General features: G+C 58.6%; 28 protein-coding genes. 10 read left to right on the forward strand and 18 right to left on the reverse strand.

What is annotated here, in order from left to right:
• Window positions 1-14 precede the first annotated feature (14 nt).
• From JZX89_RS11240 to fabA, 5 genes are all read right to left on the reverse strand, one after another.
• Window positions 15-608 (reverse strand): TadE/TadG family type IV pilus assembly protein, encoded by a 594-nt coding sequence (locus tag JZX89_RS11240; RefSeq protein ID WP_149898238.1) that lies wholly within the window; start codon window positions 606-608, stop codon window positions 15-17.
• Window positions 605-1,201 carry a TadE/TadG family type IV pilus assembly protein gene (locus JZX89_RS11245; protein ID WP_207134085.1) on the reverse strand — a complete coding sequence of 199 codons (597 nt, stop codon included), beginning with the start codon at window positions 1,199-1,201 and terminating at the stop codon, window positions 605-607. The genes JZX89_RS11240 and JZX89_RS11245 overlap by 4 nt, the downstream gene beginning before the upstream one ends.
• 185 nt (window positions 1,202-1,386) lie before the next feature.
• Window positions 1,387-2,193, reverse strand: a complete 807-nt coding sequence (gene fabI / locus JZX89_RS11250) for an enoyl-ACP reductase FabI (protein WP_149898240.1) — start codon at window positions 2,191-2,193, stop codon at window positions 1,387-1,389.
• A 6-nt stretch (window positions 2,194-2,199) separates the two neighbouring features.
• Complete coding sequence (gene fabB / locus JZX89_RS11255; RefSeq protein ID WP_149898241.1) at window positions 2,200-3,423, reverse strand: beta-ketoacyl-ACP synthase I; 1,224 nt, start codon at window positions 3,421-3,423, stop codon at window positions 2,200-2,202.
• 75 nt (window positions 3,424-3,498) lie between these two features.
• The gene (gene fabA, locus JZX89_RS11260; protein ID WP_003514441.1) at window positions 3,499-4,014 is read right to left on the reverse strand and encodes a 3-hydroxyacyl-[acyl-carrier-protein] dehydratase FabA; all 516 of its coding nucleotides are present in this window, start codon (window positions 4,012-4,014) and stop codon (window positions 3,499-3,501) included.
• Between the two features lie 317 nt (window positions 4,015-4,331).
• Here fabA and irrA point away from each other — a divergent pair, with 317 nt between their 5' ends.
• Window positions 4,332-4,751, forward strand: coding sequence for an iron response transcriptional regulator IrrA (gene irrA / locus JZX89_RS11265; protein ID WP_046799156.1), 420 nt, complete (start codon window positions 4,332-4,334; stop codon window positions 4,749-4,751).
• A 72-nt stretch (window positions 4,752-4,823) separates the two neighbouring features.
• Here the strand turns inward: irrA and JZX89_RS11270 are convergent, their stop codons facing one another.
• Window positions 4,824-5,462, reverse strand: a complete 639-nt coding sequence (locus JZX89_RS11270) for a trimeric intracellular cation channel family protein (RefSeq protein WP_149898242.1) — start codon at window positions 5,460-5,462, stop codon at window positions 4,824-4,826.
• A gap of 78 nt (window positions 5,463-5,540) precedes the next feature.
• Here JZX89_RS11270 and JZX89_RS11275 point away from each other — a divergent pair, with 78 nt between their 5' ends.
• Window positions 5,541-6,059 (forward strand): hypothetical protein, encoded by a 519-nt coding sequence (locus tag JZX89_RS11275; protein WP_046799158.1) that lies wholly within the window; start codon window positions 5,541-5,543, stop codon window positions 6,057-6,059.
• A gap of 12 nt (window positions 6,060-6,071) precedes the next feature.
• Here JZX89_RS11275 and JZX89_RS11280 read toward each other — a convergent pair whose 3' ends face one another.
• Window positions 6,072-6,782, reverse strand: a complete 711-nt coding sequence (locus tag JZX89_RS11280; RefSeq protein ID WP_149898243.1) for a YoaK family protein — start codon at window positions 6,780-6,782, stop codon at window positions 6,072-6,074.
• A 201-nt stretch (window positions 6,783-6,983) separates the two neighbouring features.
• Between JZX89_RS11280 and JZX89_RS11285 the strand changes: the two genes are divergently transcribed.
• The 8 genes from JZX89_RS11285 to JZX89_RS11320 all read left to right on the forward strand — a co-directional run bounded on the left by JZX89_RS11285 (window position 6,984) and on the right by JZX89_RS11320 (window position 14,332).
• Entirely contained in the window at window positions 6,984-7,925 is a 942-nt protein-coding gene (locus JZX89_RS11285; RefSeq protein WP_153515300.1) for an ABC transporter substrate-binding protein, read from the forward strand.
• A 138-nt stretch (window positions 7,926-8,063) separates the two neighbouring features.
• Window positions 8,064-8,837 (forward strand): ABC transporter permease, encoded by a 774-nt coding sequence (locus tag JZX89_RS11290; RefSeq protein WP_207134086.1) that lies wholly within the window; start codon window positions 8,064-8,066, stop codon window positions 8,835-8,837.
• A complete protein-coding gene (locus JZX89_RS11295; RefSeq protein ID WP_207134087.1) occupies window positions 8,837-9,622 on the forward strand; it encodes an ABC transporter ATP-binding protein in 786 nt (261 codons plus the stop codon). The genes JZX89_RS11290 and JZX89_RS11295 overlap by 1 nt, the downstream gene beginning before the upstream one ends.
• Window positions 9,623-9,657: 35 nt before the next feature.
• Window positions 9,658-10,395, forward strand: a complete 738-nt coding sequence (gene hutC, locus JZX89_RS11300) for a histidine utilization transcriptional repressor HutC (protein WP_207134088.1) — start codon at window positions 9,658-9,660, stop codon at window positions 10,393-10,395.
• 193 nt (window positions 10,396-10,588) lie between these two features.
• Window positions 10,589-11,797 carry a tonB-system energizer ExbB gene (gene exbB / locus JZX89_RS11305; protein ID WP_207134089.1) on the forward strand — a complete coding sequence of 403 codons (1,209 nt, stop codon included), beginning with the start codon at window positions 10,589-10,591 and terminating at the stop codon, window positions 11,795-11,797.
• A gap of 6 nt (window positions 11,798-11,803) precedes the next feature.
• A complete protein-coding gene (exbD, locus tag JZX89_RS11310; protein ID WP_046799164.1) occupies window positions 11,804-12,289 on the forward strand; it encodes a TonB system transport protein ExbD in 486 nt (161 codons plus the stop codon).
• Window positions 12,286-13,212 (forward strand): TonB family protein, encoded by a 927-nt coding sequence (locus JZX89_RS11315; protein WP_207134090.1) that lies wholly within the window; start codon window positions 12,286-12,288, stop codon window positions 13,210-13,212. The genes exbD and JZX89_RS11315 overlap by 4 nt, the downstream gene beginning before the upstream one ends.
• A 130-nt stretch (window positions 13,213-13,342) precedes the next feature.
• Window positions 13,343-14,332 (forward strand): Ldh family oxidoreductase, encoded by a 990-nt coding sequence (locus JZX89_RS11320; protein WP_207134091.1) that lies wholly within the window; start codon window positions 13,343-13,345, stop codon window positions 14,330-14,332.
• Between the two features lie 223 nt (window positions 14,333-14,555).
• Here JZX89_RS11320 and JZX89_RS11325 read toward each other — a convergent pair whose 3' ends face one another.
• The 11 genes from JZX89_RS11325 to phnL all read right to left on the reverse strand — a co-directional run bounded on the left by JZX89_RS11325 (window position 14,556) and on the right by phnL (window position 24,912).
• The gene (locus JZX89_RS11325; RefSeq protein ID WP_207134092.1) at window positions 14,556-14,801 is read right to left on the reverse strand and encodes a helix-turn-helix domain-containing protein; all 246 of its coding nucleotides are present in this window, start codon (window positions 14,799-14,801) and stop codon (window positions 14,556-14,558) included.
• Between the two features lie 464 nt (window positions 14,802-15,265).
• The gene (locus JZX89_RS11330; RefSeq protein ID WP_207134093.1) at window positions 15,266-16,306 is read right to left on the reverse strand and encodes a helix-turn-helix domain-containing protein; all 1,041 of its coding nucleotides are present in this window, start codon (window positions 16,304-16,306) and stop codon (window positions 15,266-15,268) included.
• Between the two features lie 87 nt (window positions 16,307-16,393).
• Window positions 16,394-16,993, reverse strand: coding sequence for a phosphonate metabolism protein/1,5-bisphosphokinase (PRPP-forming) PhnN (phnN, locus tag JZX89_RS11335; RefSeq protein ID WP_174374064.1), 600 nt, complete (start codon window positions 16,991-16,993; stop codon window positions 16,394-16,396).
• Window positions 16,990-18,126, reverse strand: coding sequence for an alpha-D-ribose 1-methylphosphonate 5-triphosphate diphosphatase (locus JZX89_RS11340; RefSeq protein WP_149898252.1), 1,137 nt, complete (start codon window positions 18,124-18,126; stop codon window positions 16,990-16,992). The genes phnN and JZX89_RS11340 overlap by 4 nt, the downstream gene beginning before the upstream one ends.
• Window positions 18,123-18,821, reverse strand: a complete 699-nt coding sequence (locus JZX89_RS11345) for a DUF1045 domain-containing protein (protein ID WP_207134094.1) — start codon at window positions 18,819-18,821, stop codon at window positions 18,123-18,125. The genes JZX89_RS11340 and JZX89_RS11345 overlap by 4 nt, the downstream gene beginning before the upstream one ends.
• A 286-nt stretch (window positions 18,822-19,107) precedes the next feature.
• A complete protein-coding gene (phnE, locus tag JZX89_RS11350) occupies window positions 19,108-20,457 on the reverse strand; it encodes a phosphonate ABC transporter, permease protein PhnE (protein ID WP_207134095.1) in 1,350 nt (449 codons plus the stop codon).
• Window positions 20,457-21,443 carry a phosphonate ABC transporter, permease protein PhnE gene (gene phnE, locus JZX89_RS11355; protein WP_149898255.1) on the reverse strand — a complete coding sequence of 329 codons (987 nt, stop codon included), beginning with the start codon at window positions 21,441-21,443 and terminating at the stop codon, window positions 20,457-20,459. Before phnE (JZX89_RS11355) ends, phnE (JZX89_RS11350) begins: the two co-directional genes overlap by 1 nt.
• 69 nt (window positions 21,444-21,512) lie before the next feature.
• Complete coding sequence (gene phnD, locus JZX89_RS11360) at window positions 21,513-22,418, reverse strand: phosphonate ABC transporter substrate-binding protein (protein WP_149898256.1); 906 nt, start codon at window positions 22,416-22,418, stop codon at window positions 21,513-21,515.
• Between the two features lie 85 nt (window positions 22,419-22,503).
• Window positions 22,504-23,364, reverse strand: a complete 861-nt coding sequence (gene phnC / locus JZX89_RS11365; RefSeq protein WP_207134096.1) for a phosphonate ABC transporter ATP-binding protein — start codon at window positions 23,362-23,364, stop codon at window positions 22,504-22,506.
• Between the two features lie 226 nt (window positions 23,365-23,590).
• Window positions 23,591-24,208 carry a transferase hexapeptide repeat family protein gene (locus JZX89_RS11370; protein ID WP_207134097.1) on the reverse strand — a complete coding sequence of 206 codons (618 nt, stop codon included), beginning with the start codon at window positions 24,206-24,208 and terminating at the stop codon, window positions 23,591-23,593.
• Complete coding sequence (phnL, locus tag JZX89_RS11375) at window positions 24,205-24,912, reverse strand: phosphonate C-P lyase system protein PhnL (RefSeq protein ID WP_149898259.1); 708 nt, start codon at window positions 24,910-24,912, stop codon at window positions 24,205-24,207. Before phnL ends, JZX89_RS11370 begins: the two co-directional genes overlap by 4 nt.

The raw sequence follows: 24,912 nt of genomic DNA on the forward strand, positions 1-24,912 counted from the left end.
CTGCGCCTTATGGCTCAGCAATTGGTACAGGTGACCTCCGCATCGCGCTGCTTGAAGAAATAATCACGGCCGATGGTGATCGATCTTACGCCTGACGAAGCGATGTCGGGCATGAACATCAGCAATTCATGCGGAATTGAAAGTTCGACGTGAATGAGAAAGCTGTTTTCGATGAGCAGGCGGTTAGGAACCGTCACTGCCGATCCCACCGCATATGGTCTCTGGTCTTTCTCATCCCAGGACCAGGCAATTTTTGCCTGTTTCTGCTTGTCGATCGTTATGCCGCTGATCTTCAGCTTCAAACCGGTGGTGCTGTAGGGCGCGAAGACAGCCGCCGCAACATTCTGCATGTTTTTGAGGTAGGCCTTGTCGACGGAGCCCGTTTTGGAGATCAGGTCGTTGATCGTCGCCGAAGCGCTGCTTGCCCGCTTATAGGTATTGTAGCCTATGGTGAGTTCGAAGGATGTCACATAAAGGGCGAGCAATATCGGGAAGAGAATTGCGAATTCCACGGCGCCCACACCACGGCGATCTTTTACGAAGCGTGTGACGAGCGCGGTAAAATGAAGTCTGCCGTTCGCCACGGCGGCTATCAGCCCTGCCATCATGAGCCCCCGCTTGTAGTATATTTCTCGTTCACGAAAGCGTCGGTCGCGACAATAAGGAAATGCGAGGGCATGGACCCGTCAGCTGGACGTATTTTTGTGAGATACGGGCGGATGATATCGGCGATGACACGCCAGCGATAATAAACGCGCAGCATATTAATCGTTTCCGGCCCGCCCGGCTTGAAGCCGAATTGCGCCGTATCGAGATCGTAATATTCACCATAAGCTTTCAGGGGTACCGTGGTCGGAATATCCTTGAAGGCGGTGAAGGAGCGAAGGTCGATATAAAGTTTCTGTTCGGTTTTGATCTCATCCAGCGAGCAGGTGATCATGACCGAAACTTCGTCGCAGAAGCTCTTGCGAAAATCCTCTTTCGAAATCGAACTGCTGATTTGTCCGGTGCGCAGACGCCGCGCCATGGTTTCCGTAGCATTCACGACGACCTGTTCCGCCATCAGGGCGATGAAGGTCTCGATAATCGCGAAAACGACGAGGAAATAGGGAATGGCGAGGATCGCGAATTCAATAGCTGCGGTCCCTTCGCGCGAGACCCCGAATTTTTTCAGCAATGGCGTCAGTCTGGCCAGTCGCATATGTGTCGATCTCTAGAATATGCGGCAAGCGCAACCGTTGAATTTGTTGCGGACCATAACCAGCCGGTGTTTAAATTCAGTTACCCGGACAGTTTCTACTTTAGCAATTCACGAAAATGACACAGGCTTCAAATGCAAAAAGCCCGGCATATTGCCGGGCTTTGTCGAAGGGAAGAAGCGGGTTATTATTCCGCGTCAGCTTTTGACAGAACCTCGAGTGTAGGTGTCGAGGTGATATTGAAGCCGCAATCCACATAGTGGCACTCGCCGGTTACACCGCGCGACAGGTTGGATAGCAGGTAAAGCGCCGATCCGCCGATATCCTCGATATCCGCCGTCCGTCTCAGAGGCGCGTTCTTCTGGTTCCACGCATAAATCGCACGTGCATCAGAAATACCGGCACCGGCCAGCGTGCGGACCGGACCGGCCGAGATGGCGTTGACGCGAATATCGCGCGGGCCGTAGTCGGCAGCGAGATAACGCACGGACGCTTCGAGTGCCGCCTTGGCGACGCCCATGACGTTGTAGTTCGGGATGACGCGTTGCGAACCATTATAGGTCAGCGTCAGCATCGAGCCACCATTCGTCATCAGTTCGGCGGCGCGCTTGGCAATTTCCGTAAATGAGAAGCAGGAAATGACCATGGTGCGGCTGAAATTGTCGCGGGTCGTGTTTGCGTAAAGACCCTTCAGCTCGTTCTTGTCGGAAAAGCCGATGGCGTGCACGACGAAATCCAGCGAGCCCCATTTTTCGCGGATCGCCGCAAACAGCGCGTCGACCGAGGCGATATCCTCGACATCGCAAGGCACGATGAAGTCAGACCCCAGTTCTGCGGCGAGCGGCTTTACGCGCTTGCCGAGCGCTTCGCCCTGATAGGTGAAGGCCAGTTCTGCGCCCTGCGCCGCGAGTGCCTTGGAAATACCCCAGGCGATAGAGTGATTGTTTGCGACGCCCATGATGAGGCCGCGTTTACCCTGCATGATGCCGTTCATTGGCAATTATCCGTTGTGACGCTGGAAGACCAGCGTGGCGTTGGTGCCGCCGAAGCCGAAGGAATTGGAAAGGATGGTGTCGATCTTGGCGTTGTCGATGCGGCTGCGCACGATCGGAACGCCCGCAAATTCCGGGTCGAGCTCGGAAATATGCGCGCTTTCGCCAATGAAACGTTCCTGCATCATCAAGAGGCCATAGATCGATTCCTGCACGCCGGCAGCGCCCAGCGAGTGGCCCGTGAGGGACTTGGTCGACTGGATATGCGGGATTTTGTCGCCGAAGACTTCGCGGATGGCGCCGATTTCCTTGCTGTCGCCAACCGGCGTCGAGGTGCCGTGGGTATTGATGTAGTCGATATCGCCCTTAACGGTGGCAAGCGCCTGCCGCATGCAGCGGATCGCACCTTCGCCTGATGGAGCCACCATGTCGTAACCGTCGGAGGTTGCACCGTAACCGACGATCTCGGCGTAAATCTTGGCACCGCGTGCCTTTGCATGCTCCAGCTCTTCGAGAACCAGCACGCCCGCACCGCCGGCGATGACGAAACCGTCGCGGTTGACGTCATAGGCCCGCGAAGCGAGAGAAGGTGTTTCGTTATATTTGGACGACATTGCGCCCATGGCGTCGAAGAGGTTGGACATCGACCAGTCGAGGTCTTCGTGGCCGCCTGCAAACATCACATCCTGTTTGCCCCACTGGATCATCTCGGCGGCGTTACCGATGCAATGCGCCGAGGTGGAGCAGGCCGACGAGATCGAGTAATTGACGCCGTGAATCTTGAACCAGGTCGCGAGCGTTGCAGACGCGGTGGACGACATTGCCTTCGGCACGGCGAAGGGGCCGATGCGCTTCGGGCTGTTGTTCTTCAGCGTGATATCGGCAGCTTCAACGATGGTGCGGGTGGACGGACCGCCCGAACCCATGATGATGCCGGTGCGCTCATTGCCGCTGATGTCGCTCTCTTCGAGACCGGAATCGGCGATCGCCTGCTTCATGGCGACATGGTTCCACGCACCGCCCTGCGACAGGAAGCGCATGGCGCGGCGGTCGACCAGCTCGGTCGGGTCGAGAGACGGCTTGCCCCATACCTGGCACTTGAAACCGTGTTCAGCAAAATCCGGCGAAAATGAAATGCCGGATTTGGCATCGCGCAACGATGCGGTGACTTCGGCGGCATCACCGCCGATGGAAGAAACAATACCGAGGCCGGTGACAACAACTCGTCTCATGAAAGGGACCTTTTCTTAAGATTTCGGCTGGACGACCGAAGCCGCCCAGCCTTGCCAAGACTTATTCCGTCTGTTTCAGGCGGTCTTTTCTTTCGACAGTCCTACACGAAGGTCTGTCGCCTGATAAATGGTTTCTCCGTCGGCTTTCAGCCATCCATCGGCGGTGCCGAGGACGAGACGTCCGCGCATCACGCGTTTGAAATCGATGCCGTATTGGAGGAGCTTGGTCTCGGGGCGAACCATGCCCTTGAATTTCACTTCGCCGGTGGAAAGCGCCATGCCGCGGCCTTCCTCACCCAGCCAGCCGAGGAAGAAGCCGGTCAGCTGCCACATGCCGTCAAGGCCCAGGCACCCCGGCATGATCGGGTTGCCCTGGAAATGGCAGGGGAAATACCAGTCGTCGGGGCTGACATCGTATTCCGCACGGATGAAACCCTTGTCGAACGCGCCGCCGGTCTCGGAAATTTCGGTGATGCGGTGAACCATGAGCATGGGGGGCAATGGGAGCTGGGCATTTCCCGGGCCGAACAATTCGCCGCGACCGCAGGACAGGATCTCCTCGTAATTGTAACTTGATTGCCTCGTTGCCATACCGCTTTCACTTCCCCAGTTACTGGTGTTGATTGACTTCACTAGAGCAAGTTAGGTTCAAAATGAAGCGCTGCAAGGGCAAAGGCCGTTTCGCCCCCATTCTTTGTCTTCAGAACCTTCTTTGCAGAAGTCATTACCTCAATGTGCCGTCCGCATACAGGAACCATCGGGAAGGAACCAGAGGAAATTTGCAAGAATGGCCGGTTTGCAGCCATTTGCGACACTCGGCGACGCTGAAACTATTGAAAGCATTCGCTGCAAAAGATATATGCTAGTGCAATTGGTGAATTTCACCCCTGTGCTTGGAATGGGATTGCATGGCATTTGACGCCACATTGGATATCGGAACAAGGCTGCGGCGCTCGGGGCTGCGGCCCACGCGCCAGCGTGTGGCTCTGGGCGATCTTCTCTTCGCAAAGGGTGATCGTCACCTGACGGTTGAGGAACTGCATGACGAGGCGGTCACCGCTGGCGTGCCTGTTTCTCTGGCCACGGTTTACAATACCCTGCATCAGTTCACCGAAGCCGGTCTGATCCGCGTTCTGGCCGTAGAAGGTGCCCGCACCTATTTCGACACCAACGTGTCGGACCACCACCATTTCTTCGTTGAGGGCGAGAACGAGGTTCTCGACATTCCCGTCAATAATCTCCACATCGGCAATCTGCCGGAAGCGCCCGAAGGCATGGAAATCGCCCATGTGGACGTGGTCATCCGCCTTCGTCGCAAGCGCGGCTGAAGCTTCTGGCTGATACTGGAAATGAAAATGGCGCCCATGGGCGCCAGTTCTGTTTCAGAGGTTTTTGGTAGCTTATTTCATTATATCTTCCGGTCGTCTGCCGGGCTTGCCCTTGTAGGGCGGGAAAGTCCATCCGAAGATCAGCGCCCCGGACCGGACGCCGAAAGCCGTCAATACACCGGCGGCTGACGCGGCATAAAGCGGTGCGCCGAGGAAATAGACGACAATGAAGGTGGAAGACCCCAGAAGCGCGCAGGTGATGTAGATTTCCGGTCGTAGAAGCACGGAAGGTTCCCCGGCGAGAATATCGCGCAGCACGCCGCCGAATGTGGCCGTCAGAACACCGGTGACGATGGCAACGGTTGCGGAGCCGCTGGCGGCCAGACCCTTGGCCGCCCCCATCACGCAATAGGCTGAAAGGCCGAGGGCATCGAGCCAAAGCAGCACCCGGTAACGGGATTCGAAAAGATGAGCTGTAAAGAACAGCAGGACCGCGACGGACACGCAGACCAGAATATAGGTTGGGTTCACCACCCAGAATACCGGCGCCCTGCCCAGCACGAGGTCACGCACCGTGCCGCCGCCGATCCCGGTCGCGGCTGCGAAAAACAGGAAGCCGATCAGGTCGAGCTGCTTGCGGGAGGCGGCCAGAGCGCCGGTTGCGGCAAAGATGGCGACGCCGGCATAATCGAGAAAACCCAGAAGTGTCATGAAAAGGTTCCCCCCGGAACAACGGGCTGCGAACACGTCAGTGTCGCGCAAGCACTAAACTCTAGGCTGGCCGCCCGGATGATCGCAACATCCATAACCGAAACGGATGCAAAGGAAAATGCCGTGCGAATCGCTATCGTTGTCGCTCTTCAGACACTGGTGCTCCTGATGTTTCCGGTGGCGCTGGCAGCACAGCAGCAGCTGGTGAATGATCCCGAGATTTATGAAAAGGACCATTTCCGCAAGGAGTGCAAGGTGGCTGCCTTCGGCGATGATTTCGTCACACGGCTGGATATCAATAATGACGGCTTGATGGATGCCGTCGTCAATCACGGGGTTCTGGATTGCGACGGCGAAAAAGGCCGCGCCTGTGACGACGAGGGATGCCCCTACAATTTCTACGTCCAGGTAAAAGAGGGCGGTTATCTGATGATCGCCACGGCCCGGATTTACGGCTACGATTTCATCAAGCGTTTCGGCAACATGGTCTTCGTGCTGAAAATGCATCCGCGTTATTGCGAACGCACCGATAAGGAGCCCTGCCTGATGACGGTGCGCGTGCGCGGCACGAAATTCGTCACCATTTCGCGAAAGTAATGGTGGGAGCCTTTACGGCGCAATCCGCCGGATTTTGACCCTCTGATTATAGCGTTGGCGAAGCGAGCGCGGAATGACGAGGGTAGCGCAGGCTATGGCGAAAACCGAAGCCGCAACCACCCATAGCGCATCCGAATGCAACGTGGCGCCCAACACGGCGCCGCAGATTGCGCCGGTGATCATGCCGAGCCATGGCACGATCTGGATGCCCCAGTCGAGGCTGCGTTCGCCAAGAAGAAAACGCCCAATGCCGCGACCAAAACGGGAAAGGGCGCCAGTCACATAGGTGAGGCCGATCGGCAGGCCTTCAATATGCTCCACGGCGGCATTGACCATGCCCATGGCGAAAACGACGAGATAAAATTGCGCGAGACCGGAAGCCTCGTCGCGTAGCAGTGCCGCAATCGCCACCAGCCCGCCCACCGCCATAAGAACTGCAAAGATGCGTCGGTCGAATTTATGCGCCACCACGATGCCGCCGGCGTTGCCCGCCACGAAGGCGACGATGGCGAAAAGCAGTTTGACGGCGTGGGAGTATATGCCTGACTCCATCGAGACGGCGGCGCGCGTCGTGTTGCCGGTCATGAAGGAAACGAAATCTCCAGAAACGTAAAGACCCACCGCATCCGTCATGCCGGCGATGAAGGAAATGGCGGCAACCAGCGCAATGCCGGTTCCGGTGCGCCTTGCCTTGATGATGTTACGACGTCTTTGTCTGGTCATGGAAAGCTCGAGAGGAAAATAGCGGGCCAATGCGGTTCCGTATCATTCTATGTGTAGGATGGCGGACGACCTTTTTGCAATCCTTCCGCAAGCGCGCAAACGCCTCTACTTTGTCTAGACAAATCTAAAAACCCTGCCTACGATGCCTCAAATAAAGCGATAAAAAATGTCGCACAAAAATAAATCAAAAGGGGTCAGATCATGAAAAATACCTGGGTTATCGCCGCAATTGCAGCGCTTGTCTCATCCGCTTCCGCCCATGCGGAAACATCGGTGACCATCGGCATGTCCGGCTGGACCGGTTTTGCGCCGCTGACACTTGCCAAGCAGGCGGGCATTTTCGAAAAGAACGGCCTGAAGGTCGATATCAAGAAGATACCGCAGGCCAGCCGCCATCTGGCTCTCGCATCAGGTGATATCCAATGCGCCGCCACCACGGTGGAAACATGGATCGCCTGGAACGCCAATGGCGTGAAGTCCACCCAGATTTTCCAGATGGATAAATCGCACGGTGCCGATGGTATCGCGGTGCGCAGCGACGTCTCAAAGGTCGCCGACCTCAAGGGCAAGACGATTGCTGCTTCCACACCGGGCACGTCCCCCTATTTCTTCCTTGCCTGGATCCTCAAGGAAAACGGCATGACATTGAAAGATGTGAAGGTCGTCAACCTTGAGCCGGGTCCGGCCGCGCAGGCATTCGTCGCCGGCCAGAACGATGCGGCCATGACCTATGAGCCATATCTCTCCACCGTGCGCGCCGCGCCCGACAAGGGTAAAATCCTTGCCACGACGCTGGATTATCCCGCCGTCATGGACACGTTTGGTTGCACGCCGGATTTCCTGAAGGATAATCCGCAGGCGGCGAAAGCTCTGGCGGACAGCTATTTCCAGGCGCTCGACCTCATCAAGGCAGACCCCGAGAAATCCTATGCGACGATGGGCGCGGATGTGAAGCAGGCAGGCGAGGCCTTTGCGGCTTCGGCAAAGTTCCTGGAATGGCAGGACAAGGCTGCTAATCAAAAATTCTTCGAGGGTGAATTCAAGACCTTCTCTGAAAAATCGGCCGATCTGCTTCTGGAAATCGGCGTGATCAAGTCGAAGCCCGATCTTTCGACGCTCGCGGATACGACCTTCATCAAGTAACGCGCCCAGGCGGCTGCGCTCCTTGCCGGGAGTGTTGCCGCCAATGACAAACACGTATCTTCTACGTCATGAAAGGCGTGAAGGCGCTTTGAGGGCGCGGCGCAGTTGCCGCGCCAATTCTCCCAGACAGGCGACAGAATGCAACCTCTTCAACCCATCAGGAACAATACGAGAATTGCCCTCGGCATTCTGTTCTTCGTGCTGTTTTTCTCCGCCTGGGGCCTTGCCACGCTGGGCGGCTTCGTATCGCCGACCTTTCTGGCCGACCCCATCACCATGCTGAAAGACGGCATCTATCTGCTGACCGATCAGGGCTTTGCCGGCGATATCGGCATGACGATCTGGCGTGTCGTTGGCGGTTTTGTGCTGGCATCGCTCGTCGCCGTGCCGCTTGGCATCGCCATGGGGGCGTATAAGCCGATCGAAGCGTTGCTCGAGCCCTTCGTATCCTTCGCACGCTACCTTCCTGCGTCCGCCTTCATACCGCTGCTTATTCTCTGGGCCGGTATCGGCGAAATGCAGAAACTGCTGGTGATCTTCATCGGCGCGGTCTTCCAGATCATCCTGATGGTGGCCGTGGCGGTTGCCGGCACGCGGCGTGATCTGGTGGAGGCCGCCTATACACTCGGCGCAAAAGACCGGGGTGTCGTTCGCCGTGTCCTCATTCCCGCCAATGCGCCTGACATTGCCGAAATTCTCCGCCTCGTTCTTGGCTGGGCCTGGACCTATGTCATCGTCGCCGAACTCATCGGTGCTTCCTCTGGCATCGGTTATATGATCATCAACAGTCAGGCGCTGATGGCGACCGGGCAGATCATCTTCGGCATCATCGTCATCGGTGTTATCGGCCTCATTTCCGATTTCGCGTTCAAATCGCTGAACCGGAAGCTTTTCGCCTGGAGGCTTGCCTGATGAATGAACTCGTTATCAAGGGCGTCAGCCGCACCTTTCCGGGCGTGCAGGGCGGGCAGCCGACGCTGGCCTTGCAGCCGACCAATCTGGAAATCCCGCGCAACGATTTTGTTACCATCCTCGGCCCGTCGGGCTGCGGAAAATCGACCCTGCTGCGCATCATCGCCGGGCTTGACCGTCCGACGACCGGCGAGGTCCTGCTGTCGGGCCGGGCGGTGACGGGACCGGGTGCGGATCGCGGCATGGTGTTTCAGTCCTACACGTTGTTTCCGTGGCTGACGATCCGGGAAAACGTCGCCTTCGGTCTGCGCGAACGCGGCGTTGCCGAAAAGGAAAAATGGGAGATCGTTGATAGCTATATCGACAAGGTCGGTCTCAACGGTTTCGAGAACCATTGGCCGAAACAGCTGTCCGGCGGCATGCAGCAGAGAACGGCGATTGCCCGCGCTTTGGCGAACGGCCCGAAAATCCTGCTGCTCGATGAGCCTTTCGGCGCGCTCGACAACCAGACGCGCGGGCTGATGCAGGAATTGCTGCTCGGCATCTGGGAGCGTGAGCAGAAGACCGTCATTTTCGTCACCCATGACATCGAAGAAGCGGTCTTCATGGCGTCGCGTGTGGTGACCATGTCCGCAAGGCCGGGCCGCATCAAGTCGGTCACGCCGGTCGACCTGCCGCATCCGCGTCACTACACTGTCAAGGCCAGCCCGGAGTTTTCGCAGCTGCGCGCGAAGCTGACGGAGGAAATTCGCAGCGAGGCGATCGCCGCCGCTGCTCATGGATAGTTGATCCAGCGAACCGGGAGGAGAGAAGCATCGGGATGAGGAGTACAGGTGCCGATCTTCAGGAGAAATCACTGCACGAGCGCATCCGCAACGATGTTGAGCGCCACATCATGTCGGGCGTATGGCCGCCGGGATACCGTATTCCCTTCGAACACGAGATGACCCGGCAATATGCCTGTTCGCGCATGACGGTGAACAAGGCGTTGGGCGAGTTGGTGCAGCGCGGCCTGATCGAAAGACGCCGACGCCTCGGCACCTTCGTTCGCCAGCCCCATGCGCAATCGGCCGTGCTGGAAATCCATGATATCGAGCGGGAGGTTCAGGCGCTCGGCCTCGTTTACGGCTACCGTCTCGACAAGCGACGTCTGCGCCCCGCGGGTGAAAAAGACAGTGCGGCAATGGCGCTTGCCGCCGATGCCCGTGTACTGGAACTCACCTGCACGCATTTTGCCGGCGGTGTTCCCTTTTGCCTTGAAGAGCGCATTATAAATGTCACTGCCGTCCCGGAGGCGGAAGTTGCGGATTTTTCGCAGACCGGTCCGGGTACCTGGCTGTTGAAGATGGTGCCCTGGAGTGCTGCCGAACATCGCATCAGTGCCGTCTCCGCCGATCGCAAGAATGCGGCGGCGCTGGGCATCGCATCGGGTGCAGCCTGTCTGGTCATAGATCGCCGTACCTGGCACGGAACGGACTACGTCACGAGCGTTCGGGTGACCTATCCCGGCGACCGACATGCCCTCGTGGCGCAATTTTCGCCTTCGCAAAACACCTGAAGCCACCCGGACAGTCACTTTTTTGTAAAGAAGAGTTTACGGGTCGTCTTTTGATAATATAATAGTTGTCAAAAGAACTCAGGTTTATTATCGGAACGTCAAGCTTTCACGACGGCATCCGTTCATGACCCCGGCTTTCAGGAACCGGCCAATCTGCGGATGAGTTCATCGACGGAAATCCGGGATAAAAATTATGTCAGCTGAGACCTCCACTTCTTCCGCATCCTTCAACAGGGCAAACAAAACGCGGCACGTTTCCCTTGCTGCGGCAGTTACCCTGCTGGCCGGGCTGAGTGCCGGCGCGGTTTTAGCTCAGACAGCATCCGAACCCCAGGCCCAGCCTGCACCTCAGGTGGAAACGGTTCAGCCCGCCCAGCCGCCGGTGGAAACGCCCGCGACGCCAAGTGCTCCGGCACTCCAGCCTGTCACGCCGCCGTCCGCAACCGCACCGGAACAGCCGGCTGCCGCACCCGCCCAATCACCATCGAACCAGCCCGCGCCTCTTCAGTCCGCAACTGAAGGTGCTGCGCCGCAGCCGACGCAGACCGAGCAGCTGCCTCAGGCGAACGGAACACTTGCGCCGAACGAAGTCTCCACTCCGGTAGAGCCGGTCAGCCCCGAGCCCGCCAGCGCCCAACCCGCTAGCGCCGAACCCACTAGTGCCGAACATCGTGCGGATATCCCGCATAACCTGTCGCCATGGGGCATGTTCATGGCTGCAGACTGGGTCGTGAAGGGCGTGATGATCGGCCTTGCCTTTGCGTCGCTCGTCACCTGGACGGTCTGGGTGGCCAAGTCTATCGAGCTTGCGGGTGCGCGAGTGCGCGCCGGTGCAACGCTCAAGGTCATTCGCCGGGCAAAAACCCTGACTGAAGCGACCGATGCCGTCGAAAACAAGGGCGGACCGGCGGCTCTCATGCTGCGCATGGCAACCCATGAAATGCAGCTTTCCGATGCGGTGGTCGAACACACGGACGGCGGTGGCATCAAGGAGCGTGTCTCCTCGGCGCTGTCGCGTATTGAAACCCACGCGGGTCGCCGCATGTCGCGCGGAACGGGTGCTCTGGCGACAATCGGCTCCACCGCTCCCTTCGTCGGCCTGTTCGGTACGGTCTGGGGCATCATGAACTCCTTCATCAGCATTTCGGAATCGCAGACCACCAATCTCGCCGTCGTGGCGCCGGGCATTGCCGAGGCGCTGCTCGCCACCGCCATCGGCCTCGTCGCCGCTATTCCGGCGGTGGTGATCTACAACGTCTTTGCCCGCTCCATCACCGGTTACCGTCATCTGCTGGCGGATGCCGCCGCTGGCGTGGAGCGCCTCGTCAGCCGCGATCTCGATTTCCGCCGCATTCCGCCGGGCAGCACCAGCAAGCCCGCAGTGTCGCTGGTTGGACGGTGATCGGTCATGGCTGGCGGTATTCGCGAAAATAGCGGCGACGATCTCTCCGAAAACCACGAGATCAACGTTACGCCCTTCATCGACGTGATGCTGGTTCTGCTCATCATCTTCATGGTGGCTGCGCCGTTGGCCACGGTGGATGTGAATGTCGATCTCCCCGCATCCACCGCCAAGCCGGCGGAGCGTCCGGAAGAACCGCTTTATCTGACGGTCAAGGACGATCTCTCGCTCAACCTCGGCAATGATGTCGTTGCCCGGGAAGCGCTGGCAGCCTCGATCGACAGGCAGACGGGCGGCAAGAAGGATACGCGCATTTTCCTGCGCGCCGACAAGGCCGTCGACTACGGTCACTTCATGGAAATCATGAACCTGCTCAGGGATGCCGGTTACCTGAAGATCGCCCTGGTGGGTCTGGAAAATGTCGGTGCGGCATCGCCGCCCGCCAATGCCGCCCAGCCCGCCGCGCCAACGGCGCCGGGAACGGCGCCATGACTGAAAACGGCTACCCGCAGTCCCGACATTCCCGTCTGGGGGAAGTGACGCTGTGGTCCGCCGCGGCGCTGCTCATGCTGAGCGTTCATGCCGGTTTTGCCTATTATCTGATGCAGGAACCGGAAGAACTCGATGCCGGCGGGCCGCCGCCTGCCGCGATCATGATTGAGATGGCGGCGATACCGGAAGCCGTCAACACCGAAGAAACGACGCCGGCGCAGGATGTCGAGGATGCCGAAGAGGTAAAGAGCGACAACAGCCAGCCGATGGAGGAACCTACCCCGGAGGAGCCGCCGCCACCGGAGCCGGTTGCGGAAACGCCGCCGCCGGAACCCGTGCAGCCGCCGGAACCGCCGGTTGAGGAGATTGTCGAGCCGCAGGAAATTCCTGAGCCGATGGATCAGAGCGACCCCGTGCAGGAACAGATGATGGCGGAACTCGAAAATATCGAGGTTCCCTTGCCTGTCATTCGGCCGCCACCGCCGCCCGTTGAAAAGAAGGTCGAAAAGAAAGAACCGGAAGAGAAAAAGAAGGTCGAGCGCCAACGCCCCAAACCGCAGCAGGCATCGGAATTGCGCGAAACGGCGAAGGCCGAGGCGCAGCAGTCCGACAGGACAGCGGCATCGCGCAACAATGCCGGTTTCTTTTCTTCGTCTTCCGCCTCACCGGCGAAGTGGGGATCGAAGGTTCGCTCACATATCCAGCGGCGCAAGCCACGTTCGCTTCGCAGTGATGCAATGACGGCAACGGTGCGGTTCAGGGTCAATGATGCAGGCGCGATCAGCGGGGTCAGCGTGGTCCAGTCCACCGGCGATTCCTCAATCGACCAGCAGATTGCGGCCTGGATCCAGAGCGCGTCACCTGTGCCTGCTCCGCCTCCGGACGCAAGCAAGACGATCACGCTGCCAATCAGCATCCGCTAGAACCCGCATAAATCAAATGGACATGTCCACTATTCCTTACGCGCCGATCCGTTTGCGCGTGAATAAGATTTCGCGAATGTTTTCGATGGTGTAGGTCTTTGTCGACGTTACCAAGCAGAGGCATTCCGGAATGAAATTCTCAATCGCAGAGGCGGAGGATCTCGTATCCTCAATCTTTGAGCGCAACGGCGTTCTGCCGCAGAACGCCCGCTCGGTGGCGAAGGCGCTCGTCGCGTCCGAAGCGGCCGGCCAGAGCGGTCACGGTTTTCGCCGTATCCCCGTTTATGTCCGCCAGGCGCGGGTGGGAAAAGTTGATGGCAAGGCGCGGCCGGTGGTGACACGCGTGAAGCCGGGTGTCCTGTCCATCGACGCCAACCACGGCTATGCCTATCCGGCGATTGATTGCGCGCTGGAGCAGTTGCCTGAAATGGCCCGGCAGCAGGGCATTGCACTTGCCGCTATCCATCGTTCCCATCACGCCGGCGTCATGGCATTAACTGTCGAACGTTTTGCCGAGATGGGTCTTGTCGCGCTGATGTTCGCCAACGCGCCGGCATCCATGGCCCCCTGGGGTGGCAAGAAACCCCTCTATGGCACCAATCCGATCGCATTCGCTACCCCGGTCGGCCACGCCGATCCGCTGGTGATCGATCTGGCTCTGTCCAAGGTCGCGCGCGGAAAGATCATGGCGGCCCGACAGAAGGGCGAGACTATTCCGGGTGACTGGGCGCTCGACAGAAACGGCCGGCCAACCACCGATCCTGAAGAAGCCATAGAGGGAACCATGGTGCCCGCAGGCGAGGCGAAAGGTGCCGCACTGGCGCTGATGGTGGAAATCATGGCTGCCGCGCTGACCGGCGGAAATTTCGCGTTCGAAGCATCTTCCCTTCTGGATGACAAGGGTGCGCCACCGTCGCTTGGCCACACGATTATCGCCATCGATCCCGTATCCTCGGGTGGTGCAGTCTTTACTGAACGACTGGCGCTCATCGCCGGCGAGATAGAAAAGCAGGAGAATGTGCGCTTGCCCGGCCGCCGTAGCCAGGGCGTTCGCCGGCAGGCGCTGGAAAGCGGCATCGTCGTCGAAAGCGATATTCTCGCTGAAATCCAGTCGCTTTAAACAGTTGTAAAATGAAAAACCCGGCGGACCTGATGATCCGCCGGGCAAACCGTTTATGGCCGCTTTGCATTTGCGTCGATATGGACCGGAAATCATTTCCGGTCCGCTTTTGGTCCGCCATCCCGCCATCGAAATGATGGGATTTTGACGCAGAAAGCCGCTCATCCGGTTTGGGCTTACGGGAAGGGGACGTCTCCACATAAGCCTCTGGAGCGAAAAAGCCTTAGATATCCTGCTCGATCAGGCCGCGCAGCAGGGCAATGCTGACGGCATTCAGCAGATTGGTGGCACCCAGCCGGTTACGCACCACTTCCAGCGCGTCCTTCACCTCTGCCTCGGTCGCACCGGTCACAAGGGCGATGTGGGAGGGGTGTTTACCCCACGCCACCAGTCCCAGATAGTGCCGTTCCCGGTCTGACAGGGCGATTTCACGCGTCTGGCGATGTTCATGCGGCGTTTTTAAAGACATGTTCTTTCTGCCTCAAAAGAGATTGACCTTCCCGGCGGTGCGATCAGGTAATAATTTCGTTCCCTGAGGCCCGCCCGCGAACGTTCTGTCTGCACGCGAACGGAAACGTCAGTTTCGCCAATAGGTTTCATCTGGCATCAGGAATATGCAATAACGGCTACTTTCGCAGCCAGTCGGCCCCGCATCGACGTTGTTCCTGGGCATGACGCTGCCACACTGATATTCGCAAAACCGGGCTCGGTTCTGGATCAGAACAATGTGCAGATTCAAAGCTTTGGAATGTTTTCCGTCACACCCGAAGGGCCACGCGGCGCTCTAATAGGCGATATACTGCGCCGATAGAATAACATCTCGCGCCAAGTTTTACGTTTTTAGTGTTATGTTTCGGCACAGGAGCCGGACGAAGCCGACATAATTCTGAATTTTAATGTGTAATTTCGAAATATTGGTGCTGGAAATCTGTATTATCCGGCGGAATGATGCGCATGTTTTTTGCGAATATCCGTCGGCGTTGCCCCAAACCAGCGCGAAACGGAACGCGAAAACGCACCGGGCGTCGAATAGCCCAGTCGATAGCTTATGTCGGAAACCGAAAGGTCGCTTTCCACCAGAAGCTTGAAGCCGGCGTTTTTGCGTATGGCGTCTTTTATCTCGTTGAGATTGGTGCCAAGTTCGGCAAGCCGCCGCTGAAAACTCCGTTCGGAAAGATTGAAGTAGGGTGCGATTTCGCCAAGCGAAAGCTCCGCATCCGACAGCCGCATCTGCATATACCGTTTTACCTGATCGATGAAATGTGTTGCATCCGCTGATGTTTCCGGTCGCAGCATCCGGCATTGCAGGTTCATCAGTTCGAACAGCCGCTCATCTGCGTTTGGATTGGCCACGTCGAGGAGCGATACCGGAAGACGCATCGTGTGGATCGCCTGGGAGAAGCTGATCCGCTTTGTCATTCGTTCTTTAAATAGCTGAATATTATTCGGTTTCTGTCGCTCCAGGCCGATTTCGACCTGATTGATGCGCTCACCCAGAATATCGCGAAGGCGCTGGATCAGAACGGTCAACGATAGATCCACATATTGATCACGCTTGGCGATAACAGGTGCGAAGGACCAGGAAAGCATTACATGCGTGGTGTCCGCAACCATGGTGAAATTGCTGTTGTTGGTCGCGTAATAAACGTGATCCTGAAGAAACCGCAGGAACGCCCGCACCGTCGGCGCGCTGATCAGGCCGTAACCAAATGCGCCGGATGCGCCGGCCGGAAAGGCGGAGGCGCATTGCAGACCAAAGGCATCGTCACCGGAAATCAAGGCGCAGGTTTCGAGCAATCGGCATAATCTGTCGAGGCTGATGCGTTCCGTCAGACTGTCGAAAGTGGCGGGATCAATATCGAGAGCCTTACAGATGGGGACGATATCGATGCCCCGCGACCGCGCATAGTTGCTAACGCCGGCGGCCAGACCAGCCACCACAGTTATCTCGTCACTGACCCTCTTTTCGGGCATCCCTCGCCTTGGCGTACCATGTTTGGAAATTGTCGCCTGATGGTAAGCTTTGCGCGGCCATTTGTCGAGCAGTCCAAGCCGGGGATTTTAAGATCGGTCGGGGCCGGCGCTTTGTTCCAGCACCCGCATGATGGTCTTGCCCGCATCTTCGATCGCGCCGCTATTATCGACCGTCGTTACGTCAAAGTCTCCGACGACGGTAAGCGAGCTGCGTTCCAGGCGCCGCAGAATATCCTCGCGGCTTTCCCGCCCGCGCTGTTCCAGCCGCCGCGCCAGCACCTCCGGTCGGGCGACGATGTTCACCACCCTGAGGCGGGAAAAGGCGGAGCTGAACTCAGGCAAGGCCGAGCGGGAGCCGTTGGCGATGACCACGTCTCCCGCCTCAAGCTGGCGATAGACCGCAGCCGGAATGCCATATTTCAGCCCATGCGCCTGCCAGGAGACGGCGAATGCGCCCTCTTCCTGCAGCCGGTTGAACTCCTGCATCGAAACGGCATCGTGATTTTCGCCGCCCGCATCACCGCTGCGGGTAATGACCCGGCGGGTGAAGTGGAAGCCGGGCCGCCCGGACAATTGCGTTGCCGCATAGTCCATCAGCGTATCCTTGCCGGCCCCGCTCGGGCCGACAACCACGATCATCGTGCCAGGCGTTTTCTCGCGCCGGCTGTCTTCTCCGTTGCCGGTCATGCCACGCGCTTGCCCTGACGCCAGACCGAGCGGGTGACGGGCACGCCGTCTTCGCGGTGAACCCGAACCAGATCGGCCCGCAATCCCGTCGCGATACGGCCGCGATCAAGAAGACCAACCGTCCGAGCTGGCGTCACAGTGACCATACGGAGCGCTTCCGGCAGGGTGATGGCCTCCACCTGATCAGCGAGCAGGAACGGTGCGAAAAGCAGGCTGAACGGCACGTAATCGGAAGAAAGGACATCCAGCACGCCGATTTCGGCGAGATCGCGGGCGGCGATGTTGCCGGAGTGGGACTTGCCGCGAACGATGTTCGGAGCGCCCATCAAGACACTCATGCCGGCGCTGTGCGAGGCTTTTGCAGCCTCGACGCTGGTGGGGAATTCCGCCAGTTTCACGCCGTGACCAATGGCTTCGCCCACATGTGCTTCGGTGGCGTCGTCATGGCTTGCGACGGTGATGCCGCGCTTGGCGCAGCTGGCGGCCAGATAATCACGGTGCTTGGCGGAATATTCAGCCGATGCGGCCTGCCGCCGGCGCACGAACTCGGCAAAAGCCTCGTCGCTCAATCCGCGTTTCTTCTGATAATAGAAGATGTACTGATCCATCGACTGGAACTGGCGCTGACCCGGGGAGTGATCCATCAGCGAAATCAGCCGCACGCGCGGATCGGTTTCGAAGTCTTCGAAATGTTCCAGCACATCGGCGGAAGCGACCTCACAGCGCAGATGCAACAGGTGATCGGCGCGCAGGCGGTTCTGATCCGCCGCCGCTTCGATGGCATCAGCCATTTCCCGCATCTCGCCCTTTTTGAAACCGCCATCCTCGTCCGAGCCGAGCCGCAGGCAATCGAACACGGTGGTGATGCCTGATGACGCAACCTGTGCATCATGGGCCTGAATGGCGGCGATCTTATCCCAGATCACGCCGGGGCGCGGTGAGTAGTGTTGTTCCAGATGGTCGGTATGCAGTTCCACCAGACCCGGGATCAGAAAATCGCCTTCGAGATCTTCTCCGGTTTTGGAGGCGCCTTCGCTGATATCAGCAATCTTGCCGTCACGGATCAGAACGGATCCCAGAATAATATCGTCTTCCAAAACGATACGGGCATTGGACAGGGCGTGCTCGGTCATGGGTTCGCATCTTTCTTTGGCTGCTGGCCAAGCGAGTGCCAGCGGTGAACGGTAAAGGGCGCGCCGCGCGTTTCTTCAATGAACAAAGCGAGGCCGGAAATGGTGAGAGGCTGATCGACGAATTCGGCAAAACGCGCCGAAAGCACCTCATGCATGGCGGGCTGGTCGCCCTCGTCGATACGGCCGGTCAGCGTCATGTGAAAACGGAAGTCGTCCATGACATGCGGATAACCCCAGAGCGACAGATTCTGCCGCTGGCTTTCCGTCAGCATTTGTGGCCGCCGGCGGGCAATATCGGTCTCGGAAAGAGGCGCGCGAAACCGGTCGAAATGGTCGACGATCTCGGCGGCAAAATCCTGCAGCGGCTGGTAGGTCCGGTCTGGAATCAGCGCGAAAAACGGCCCGAGAGCGCCAACGACGACACGCGGAATATCGAAGGCCGACTGGCTTGCGGCAAAACCTTCGACAGCGGCGAGAAGCTCGGCCTCGCTGTATTTTTCGGCAAGCTCGAAAGGGGCTTTCAGGGTTGCGTGGAAACCGTAACGGCGGGGTTCTTCCGTCGTTTCCGCATAGGCGTCATGGTCATCATGCAGCGTACCGGAAAATGCATTGCGCCCAAGCCAGCGCGACGCTGCTTCAGTCAGCGGATGATCTTTAGCCGGAGAAAAATAGATGGCGTAGCGCACGGCAAGCACTCTTCAGTGTCATGGAAAACCAAGGATGAGAAGCTATTTGGCGTGACTCGCCCGCTTCCCGCAAGGTCAGGAGTGCGAGGTAATCGCTTTCCGTGACAGAATGATGATGCAGATGGAAAAAAGCACATTCGAAATGCGGTTAAGCCCCCGCACGCACCTTTGGGGCGCCCGGACCTCGGGGTGAATGCGTCAGGGACAAAAAACCGTCTTTGGGCGGGTGGTTTTATGGGGCGGGGAAAGGAAAGCCGTTACGGCCTTCGCATACAATCCCGCCCCTTTTAATGGCCTAGTGTTGCGTTTTTCCGATCAGGCGCGAACGCAGCGAATTGGAGATATGGTCGAACAGGAAAACGACGAAGAGGATGAGCAAAACCATATAGGCAACCTTGTCCCAGTCGGCATTGGTACCCATCGCTTCCAGCAGCTTCAGGCCGATACCGCCCGCACCCACCGCACCGATGATCGTGGCGGAGCGGGTGTTGCTTTCCCAGAAATAAAGCGACTGGGAAATGAAGACCGGCAGGACCTGCGGAAGCACGCCGAAACGATTGACGGCAATCGGGGATGCACCGACCGATTTGACGCCCTCGCGCTGCTTGTCATCGACATTCTCCAGCGCCTCGGCATAGACCTTGCCGAGCGCTCCGGTATCGGTGAAGAAGATCGCGGCGATGCCGGGGATCGGTCCGGGACCGAAGCTGCGGGTGAAGAACAATGCCCAGATCAACATGTCGATCGAACGCAGGAAGTCGAACAGGCGTTTCATGCCCCAGTTGGCGGCCCTGTTGGCTGTGATATTGCGGGCGGCGATGAAGGCGAGCGGCAGGGCAACGAGCGTGCCGAACAGCGTGCCAACAAAGGCCATGACCAGCGTCTGCATCAGCTTGGAAAGAATATCGGCATGCTGCCAGACGCTGTTATCGAGGAAATCATCGCCCATATGGCTGATATTGGAGCGCTCGGGATCGAGCCTTTCTCCCCATAGCGCCAGAGCCGCGAGTTCCCCATAGCCTTTGCCCCAGAATTCCGACTTGGTGTCGAACAGGAAGTTTGCCCATCCGAGGAAACGGCGCTGTACATAGACCTGACTGGTGCGGATTTCCGCCTGTCCGGCAAAACCATAATGGACGAGAACCTTGTTGCCGTCCTGCTGAATTTCTTCCGGCAGTTCCTCAGGCGCCCGCGCCTGCTCGCCATTGATGATGACGGGATAGTTCTTGCCGTCGACATAGACATCCACCCGGGTCGGCGTCACGTCGAGGCGGTTTTCCATGCCCGCATAGATCACGCTGTAGCCGCCATCCGGCAGCGGTTGCAACCAGTCGATCTTTGAGTCGACCGGATATTGCCCGCGGCTCGACCATTGCGGCGCTACTTTGCCGTCTTCGAAGCGCAGGCGCGGCTGGGCACGCCAGGAATACCAGTCCTGAATATAGCTTGAGGCACGATCCCAGCGGCCCTGCATGAAAGCCGGCCCGACGTTGAAGAAGAAAAAGCAGCTGATGAGATAAATGACGGCAGCGAGAATACCGACCAGCAGACCGTAACGCTGCATGAAGCCGCGTTTGAAAATCGCGGGATGCGCGGCGGTCAGCCTTTCGCGCTCGGCAGTGTTGAGAATGAAGCTGGAGGACATCAGGCCGCTCCCCGTCCGAATTCGAAGGATTGATGGCCGATCAGTCTGCGGCGCAGCCAGCTGGAAAACTGGTCGACGGCGATGATGGTGATCAGCAGCAGGATGATGATGGCATAGGTCTTGGAGGCGTGATCGTTGCCGATCGACAGCCGGAACACCTCGCCGATGCCGCCGCCGCCGACCGCACCGATGATGGTGGAGGCGCGCACGTTGATTTCGGCGCGCAGCAGCGCGTAGGAGACGAAATTGGGCAGAACCTGCGGCACGATGGCGAAGCGAACGCGCTCCAGCCAGTTGGCGCCAGACGCGCGAAGGCCTTCATCCGGCTTCATGTCGGCATTTTCCACCACTTCGAAGAACAGCTTGCCCAGAGCGCCGATTGTGTGGACTGAAATCGCGATGATCGCGGCGATCGGACCGATCGAGAGAATGGCGGTCAGCAACCCGGCAACGACGATTTCCGGAAAGGCCCGCAGGACTTCCATTACCCGGCGCACGACCCAGCGCACGATACCGGCGCCGACGAGGTTGGTGGAGGCGAAGAAGCAGAGCACGAAGGCAAAGCTGGTGCCGATGATTGTCGAGACCAGCGCAATATTGAGCGTGATGATCAACTGATAGATGAAGTGCGGGATGTAAAAGCTGTCGGTGACGTAAACACGATCCGCGACGTAGTTATATTTCAGCGAACCATTCGCATAGGGTGATGGCAGGTCGAACATCGCCCGGAAGATTTCAAGCGGACTGTCCGGCACGAAGGTTTTCATAAAGTCGAAGAAATAGGGCAGGCGCTCGAAAAACTTGCCTGAATTGGCCGCGTTGGCGAAATTCAGTGAAGCGGCGAGGATGACGAGGAAGATCACGAGCGAAATGACGGTATAAATCCGCCTTGTCGCAAGCTGCTGTTGATAATGACGCATGACCGTTTGGGACGATGCGCTCAATCCCTTGGTCGATGGGGTGCCATGATGCAGTGTGGTCGCCATGCCGCTTTCCTTTATTGGCAAAAGCGGCGGCGCCGCAAGGCACCGCCGCTTCCGAGTATGATCGCAGGATCAGCCGCCGATAACGGACTTACGGGCGTCGATGATCGTCTGGTAGAAGGACGGGTCGACCTTGATGTAAGCGGTGTTCTTGCCCTGGGTGAAACCCTGGAAGCAGGCGAGGTCTTTCTTCGGCAGTTCCATGAAGAAGTCTTCCACCTTCTGCTTCATGGCGTCGCCGAGCTTGTTGGTGACCATGAGCGGGCCGTTCGGGATCAGCGGCGACTTCCAGACTTCGACGATATCGTCCATGTCGAGGTTGCCCTTCTTGACCATCTGGTAGAGGTTGCCGGCCGTGTAGCCTTCTTCCCACTTGCCGACGCCCGAACCGAAGGTCGTGCCAACGTCGAACTTCTTGTCGAGAACGGCAAGAACGAGGTTTTCATGACCGCCACCGAAGCCGGTTTCGGAGAAGTATTCCTTCACCGGAGTGCCGGTTTCTTTCGGGATAGCCACGTTCGGGACGAGGAAGCCAGAGGTGGAGTCAGGATCGGCAAAGCCGATCTTCTTGCCCTTGGCGTCTGCCAGCGTCTTGATGCCGCTGTCTTTGCGGGCAACCATGATCGTGTAATAACCGGTCGAACCGTCAGCGCCGGCCGTTGTCAGGATCGGGTCAACGGCCTTCGGATCGGCAAGAGCGATCTTGGCGTAGGAGGAAGCGCCCATGGAAGCGATGTCGATGGTGCCGCCGAGCAGACCCTGGATGACGCCGTTATAGTCCGGCGACGGGAAAACCTGAACTTCGGAAACGCCGGTCGCAGCCTTGAGGCCATCGGCAACGCACTTCGTGTTGCGGATCTGGTCGGCTTCGTTTTCCGAACCGTCGAGACCGATACGCAGGACCTTAACGTCCTGAGCCATGGCGGAACCGGCCAGAACGCCAAGGGCGACTGCCGAAAGAAGGATTTTCTTCAACATGGACTTTCTCCTGTTTCCCGGCGAGCCGGAGTTTGTTGTGAAGTACCGGCCCTTGACGCGGGCACAAACGATGCTGAGCGGTTCCTCAGAGCCCGGCGAGAGCGAGCGGTTCGGGACCGGCAGATTGATGCACCGGACGTGCGGAAAGCTGCGCGCCGGGAATGTTGATGCTGGTCGAGGTCATGGTCTCGTCAATGCCGGAGCCTTGAGAATCGGTTCCGTAAATCTCCGTGACGGCCGCAGCGGTCAGCTCCGCCGGCGTTCCGTCGAAGACGACGCGGCCCTGAGACATGCCGATGATGCGTTCGCAATAATTGCGCGCCGTATCCAGCGTGTGCAGATTGGTGATGACGGTGATGCCTTCGCGCTCGTTGATGTCGCGCAGCGCGTCCATCACAATCTTGGCATTGAGGGGATCGAGCGAGGCGATCGGCTCGTCGGCCAGAACCATCTTCGGAGACTGCATCAGGGCGCGAGCGATGGCGACGCGCTGCTGCTGGCCACCGGAAAGCGTGCCCGCAGCCTGCATGGCCACATGTTCGATGCCGAGCCGCTCAAGGGCGGCGATCGCCATCAGACGCTCATCATTGGTGAAGATATTAAACAGGCTGAGCGCCGTCGAACGGTGGTTGAGACGGCCGAGCATGACATTGGTGAGCACGTCAAGGCGCGGCACCAGATTGAACTGCTGGAAGATCATGGCGCAGTCGCGCTGCCAGTTGCGCAGCGCTGCACCCTTCAACGTCGAAACTTCCGTGTCGTTGAAATGAATGGAACCCGAAGACGGATCGACGAGGCGGTTGATCATGCGCAGCAGCGTCGATTTGCCGGCGCCCGAGCGTCCGATCACGCCGACCATCTGCCCCTGCGGTATCTCGACATTCACGGCATCGACCGCAGTGTGGTTGCCGAAACGGCGCGTGACTTGCTTCAGGTGAAAGCTCATTTCCCCGTCCAATCTTCTTATGACGGGGTTCGACCTAACAGCGGTCCATGAACTGTGAGTGTCAGTTTAATGAAGAAAATATTACAGAATTCGCAGATACGACATCCTGGGGTTCGCCGACAAACCTTTCGTCAGGGATGTCATCAGCCGGGCATATCTGGAGCCGACAAACAGAAATCCCGGGACGTGGCCCCGGGATTTGCAATCGCTTCGGTATGAGTGGAGTTCATCCACCATATTTCGCCACGAAATCCTCGGCGGCGAGCGCGCGGAAATCATCGAGTGCGCCGCGCAGTCTGGCATGATCCCAATCCCACCAATTCAGATCGTCCATGCGCCGGCCAAGCTCCGCCGGAAAACGCTCACGGATCAGCCGGGCGGGCACGCCACCGACGACGGTATAGGGCGCGACATCTTTCGATACGACCGCGCCAGCCCCGATTACCGCACCGTTTCCAACCGTCACACCGGGCAGGATGGTTGCGCCATGGCCGATCCACACGTCGTGGCCGATCACCACGCGCTTGGCGCGGCGGGCGGCGAAGAAGTCCGTTTCATCCTCGGCGTCGTCCCAGTAGCTGCGGGCGCGGTAGGTGAAATGGTGCAACGTCGCCCGCTGCATCGGGTGATTGGTGGCGTTGATGCGGACGGAGGCGGCGATATTGACGAATTTGCCGATGGTGGCGCACCAGATCGCGCCGTCCTGCATGACATAGGAGTAATCGCCCATCTCGACCTCCTCAAGGCGGCAGCGCTCCGAAACCTCGGTATAGCGGCCGATCGAGGAATTTGTGACACGGGCGGTGTCGTGAATGACAGGTTCGAGACCGACCTTGACACTCATGCCGCTGCCTTCCGGGGAGAGAATTGCGAGACGTCGAGAATGCGGTCGGCAACGGCTTCCCGCACTTCCTCGTCGTGGAAGATACCCAGCAACGCCGTACCTTTCGCTTTTTTCTCGATGATCATGTCAACGACCACCCGCCGGTTGGCGGCATCCAGCGATGCGGTTGGCTCATCGAGAAGCAGGATCGCATGATCGGTGATGAAGCCGCGCGCAATGTTGACGCGCTGCTGCTCGCCGCCCGAAAAGGTCGCCGGCGGCAGGGACCACAGTTCGCGCGGCAGGTTGAGTTTCGACAGCAGCATGGCCGCCTGCTCGCGCGCCTCCTCGGCGGCAACCTTGCGCGCGAAGAGCGGTTCGGCGACGACGTCGATTGCCGGAACACGCGGCACGGTGCGCAGGAACTGGCTGACATAACCGATGGTGCGATGGCGAATTTCGAGGATCGTGCGCGGCGAGGCATTGCCGATATCAACGACTTGATCCTGGTGGCGGATGAGAATCTGCCCGCTGTCGATGGCGTAGTTGCCATAGAGCATTTTCAGGATCGAGCTTTTGCCGATACCCGAAGGGCCGCCGAGCACGACGCATTCGCCGCCGGAAACGGAGAAATTGACATCGCGCACGACCGGCAACTCGATGCCGTCGCGCAGATGCATGGTGAAGCTTTTGAAAACTTCCGAAACGATAAGGGGCGTTGCCAT

Source organism: Agrobacterium burrii (genome assembly GCF_017313405.1).
Classification (GTDB): Bacteria; Pseudomonadota; Alphaproteobacteria; order Rhizobiales; family Rhizobiaceae; genus Agrobacterium; species Agrobacterium burrii.

Coding starts and splice junctions, on each gene's coding strand:
- JZX89_RS11240 (WP_149898238.1), bottom strand. CDS start 608: ATGATGGCAGGGCTGATAGCCGCCGTGGCGAACGGCAGACTTCATTTT.
- JZX89_RS11245 (WP_207134085.1), bottom strand. CDS start 1,201: ATGCGACTGGCCAGACTGACGCCATTGCTGAAAAAATTCGGGGTCTCG.
- fabI (WP_149898240.1), bottom strand. CDS start 2,193: ATGAACGGCATCATGCAGGGTAAACGCGGCCTCATCATGGGCGTCGCA.
- fabB (WP_149898241.1), bottom strand. CDS start 3,423: ATGAGACGAGTTGTTGTCACCGGCCTCGGTATTGTTTCTTCCATCGGC.
- fabA (WP_003514441.1), bottom strand. CDS start 4,014: ATGGCAACGAGGCAATCAAGTTACAATTACGAGGAGATCCTGTCCTGC.
- irrA (WP_046799156.1), top strand. CDS start 4,332: ATGGCATTTGACGCCACATTGGATATCGGAACAAGGCTGCGGCGCTCG.
- JZX89_RS11270 (WP_149898242.1), bottom strand. CDS start 5,462: ATGACACTTCTGGGTTTTCTCGATTATGCCGGCGTCGCCATCTTTGCC.
- JZX89_RS11275 (WP_046799158.1), top strand. CDS start 5,541: ATGATCGCAACATCCATAACCGAAACGGATGCAAAGGAAAATGCCGTG.
- JZX89_RS11280 (WP_149898243.1), bottom strand. CDS start 6,782: ATGACCAGACAAAGACGTCGTAACATCATCAAGGCAAGGCGCACCGGA.
- JZX89_RS11285 (WP_153515300.1), top strand. CDS start 6,984: ATGAAAAATACCTGGGTTATCGCCGCAATTGCAGCGCTTGTCTCATCC.
- JZX89_RS11290 (WP_207134086.1), top strand. CDS start 8,064: ATGCAACCTCTTCAACCCATCAGGAACAATACGAGAATTGCCCTCGGC.
- JZX89_RS11295 (WP_207134087.1), top strand. CDS start 8,837: ATGAATGAACTCGTTATCAAGGGCGTCAGCCGCACCTTTCCGGGCGTG.
- hutC (WP_207134088.1), top strand. CDS start 9,658: ATGAGGAGTACAGGTGCCGATCTTCAGGAGAAATCACTGCACGAGCGC.
- exbB (WP_207134089.1), top strand. CDS start 10,589: ATGTCAGCTGAGACCTCCACTTCTTCCGCATCCTTCAACAGGGCAAAC.
- exbD (WP_046799164.1), top strand. CDS start 11,804: ATGGCTGGCGGTATTCGCGAAAATAGCGGCGACGATCTCTCCGAAAAC.
- JZX89_RS11315 (WP_207134090.1), top strand. CDS start 12,286: ATGACTGAAAACGGCTACCCGCAGTCCCGACATTCCCGTCTGGGGGAA.
- JZX89_RS11320 (WP_207134091.1), top strand. CDS start 13,343: ATGAAATTCTCAATCGCAGAGGCGGAGGATCTCGTATCCTCAATCTTT.
- JZX89_RS11325 (WP_207134092.1), bottom strand. CDS start 14,801: ATGTCTTTAAAAACGCCGCATGAACATCGCCAGACGCGTGAAATCGCC.
- JZX89_RS11330 (WP_207134093.1), bottom strand. CDS start 16,306: ATGCCCGAAAAGAGGGTCAGTGACGAGATAACTGTGGTGGCTGGTCTG.
- phnN (WP_174374064.1), bottom strand. CDS start 16,993: ATGACCGGCAACGGAGAAGACAGCCGGCGCGAGAAAACGCCTGGCACG.
- JZX89_RS11340 (WP_149898252.1), bottom strand. CDS start 18,126: ATGACCGAGCACGCCCTGTCCAATGCCCGTATCGTTTTGGAAGACGAT.
- phnE (WP_207134095.1), bottom strand. CDS start 20,457: ATGTCCTCCAGCTTCATTCTCAACACTGCCGAGCGCGAAAGGCTGACC.
- phnE (WP_149898255.1), bottom strand. CDS start 21,443: ATGGCGACCACACTGCATCATGGCACCCCATCGACCAAGGGATTGAGC.
- phnD (WP_149898256.1), bottom strand. CDS start 22,418: ATGTTGAAGAAAATCCTTCTTTCGGCAGTCGCCCTTGGCGTTCTGGCC.
- phnC (WP_207134096.1), bottom strand. CDS start 23,364: ATGAGCTTTCACCTGAAGCAAGTCACGCGCCGTTTCGGCAACCACACT.
- JZX89_RS11370 (WP_207134097.1), bottom strand. CDS start 24,208: ATGAGTGTCAAGGTCGGTCTCGAACCTGTCATTCACGACACCGCCCGT.
- phnL (WP_149898259.1), bottom strand. CDS start 24,912: ATGGCAACGCCCCTTATCGTTTCGGAAGTTTTCAAAAGCTTCACCATG.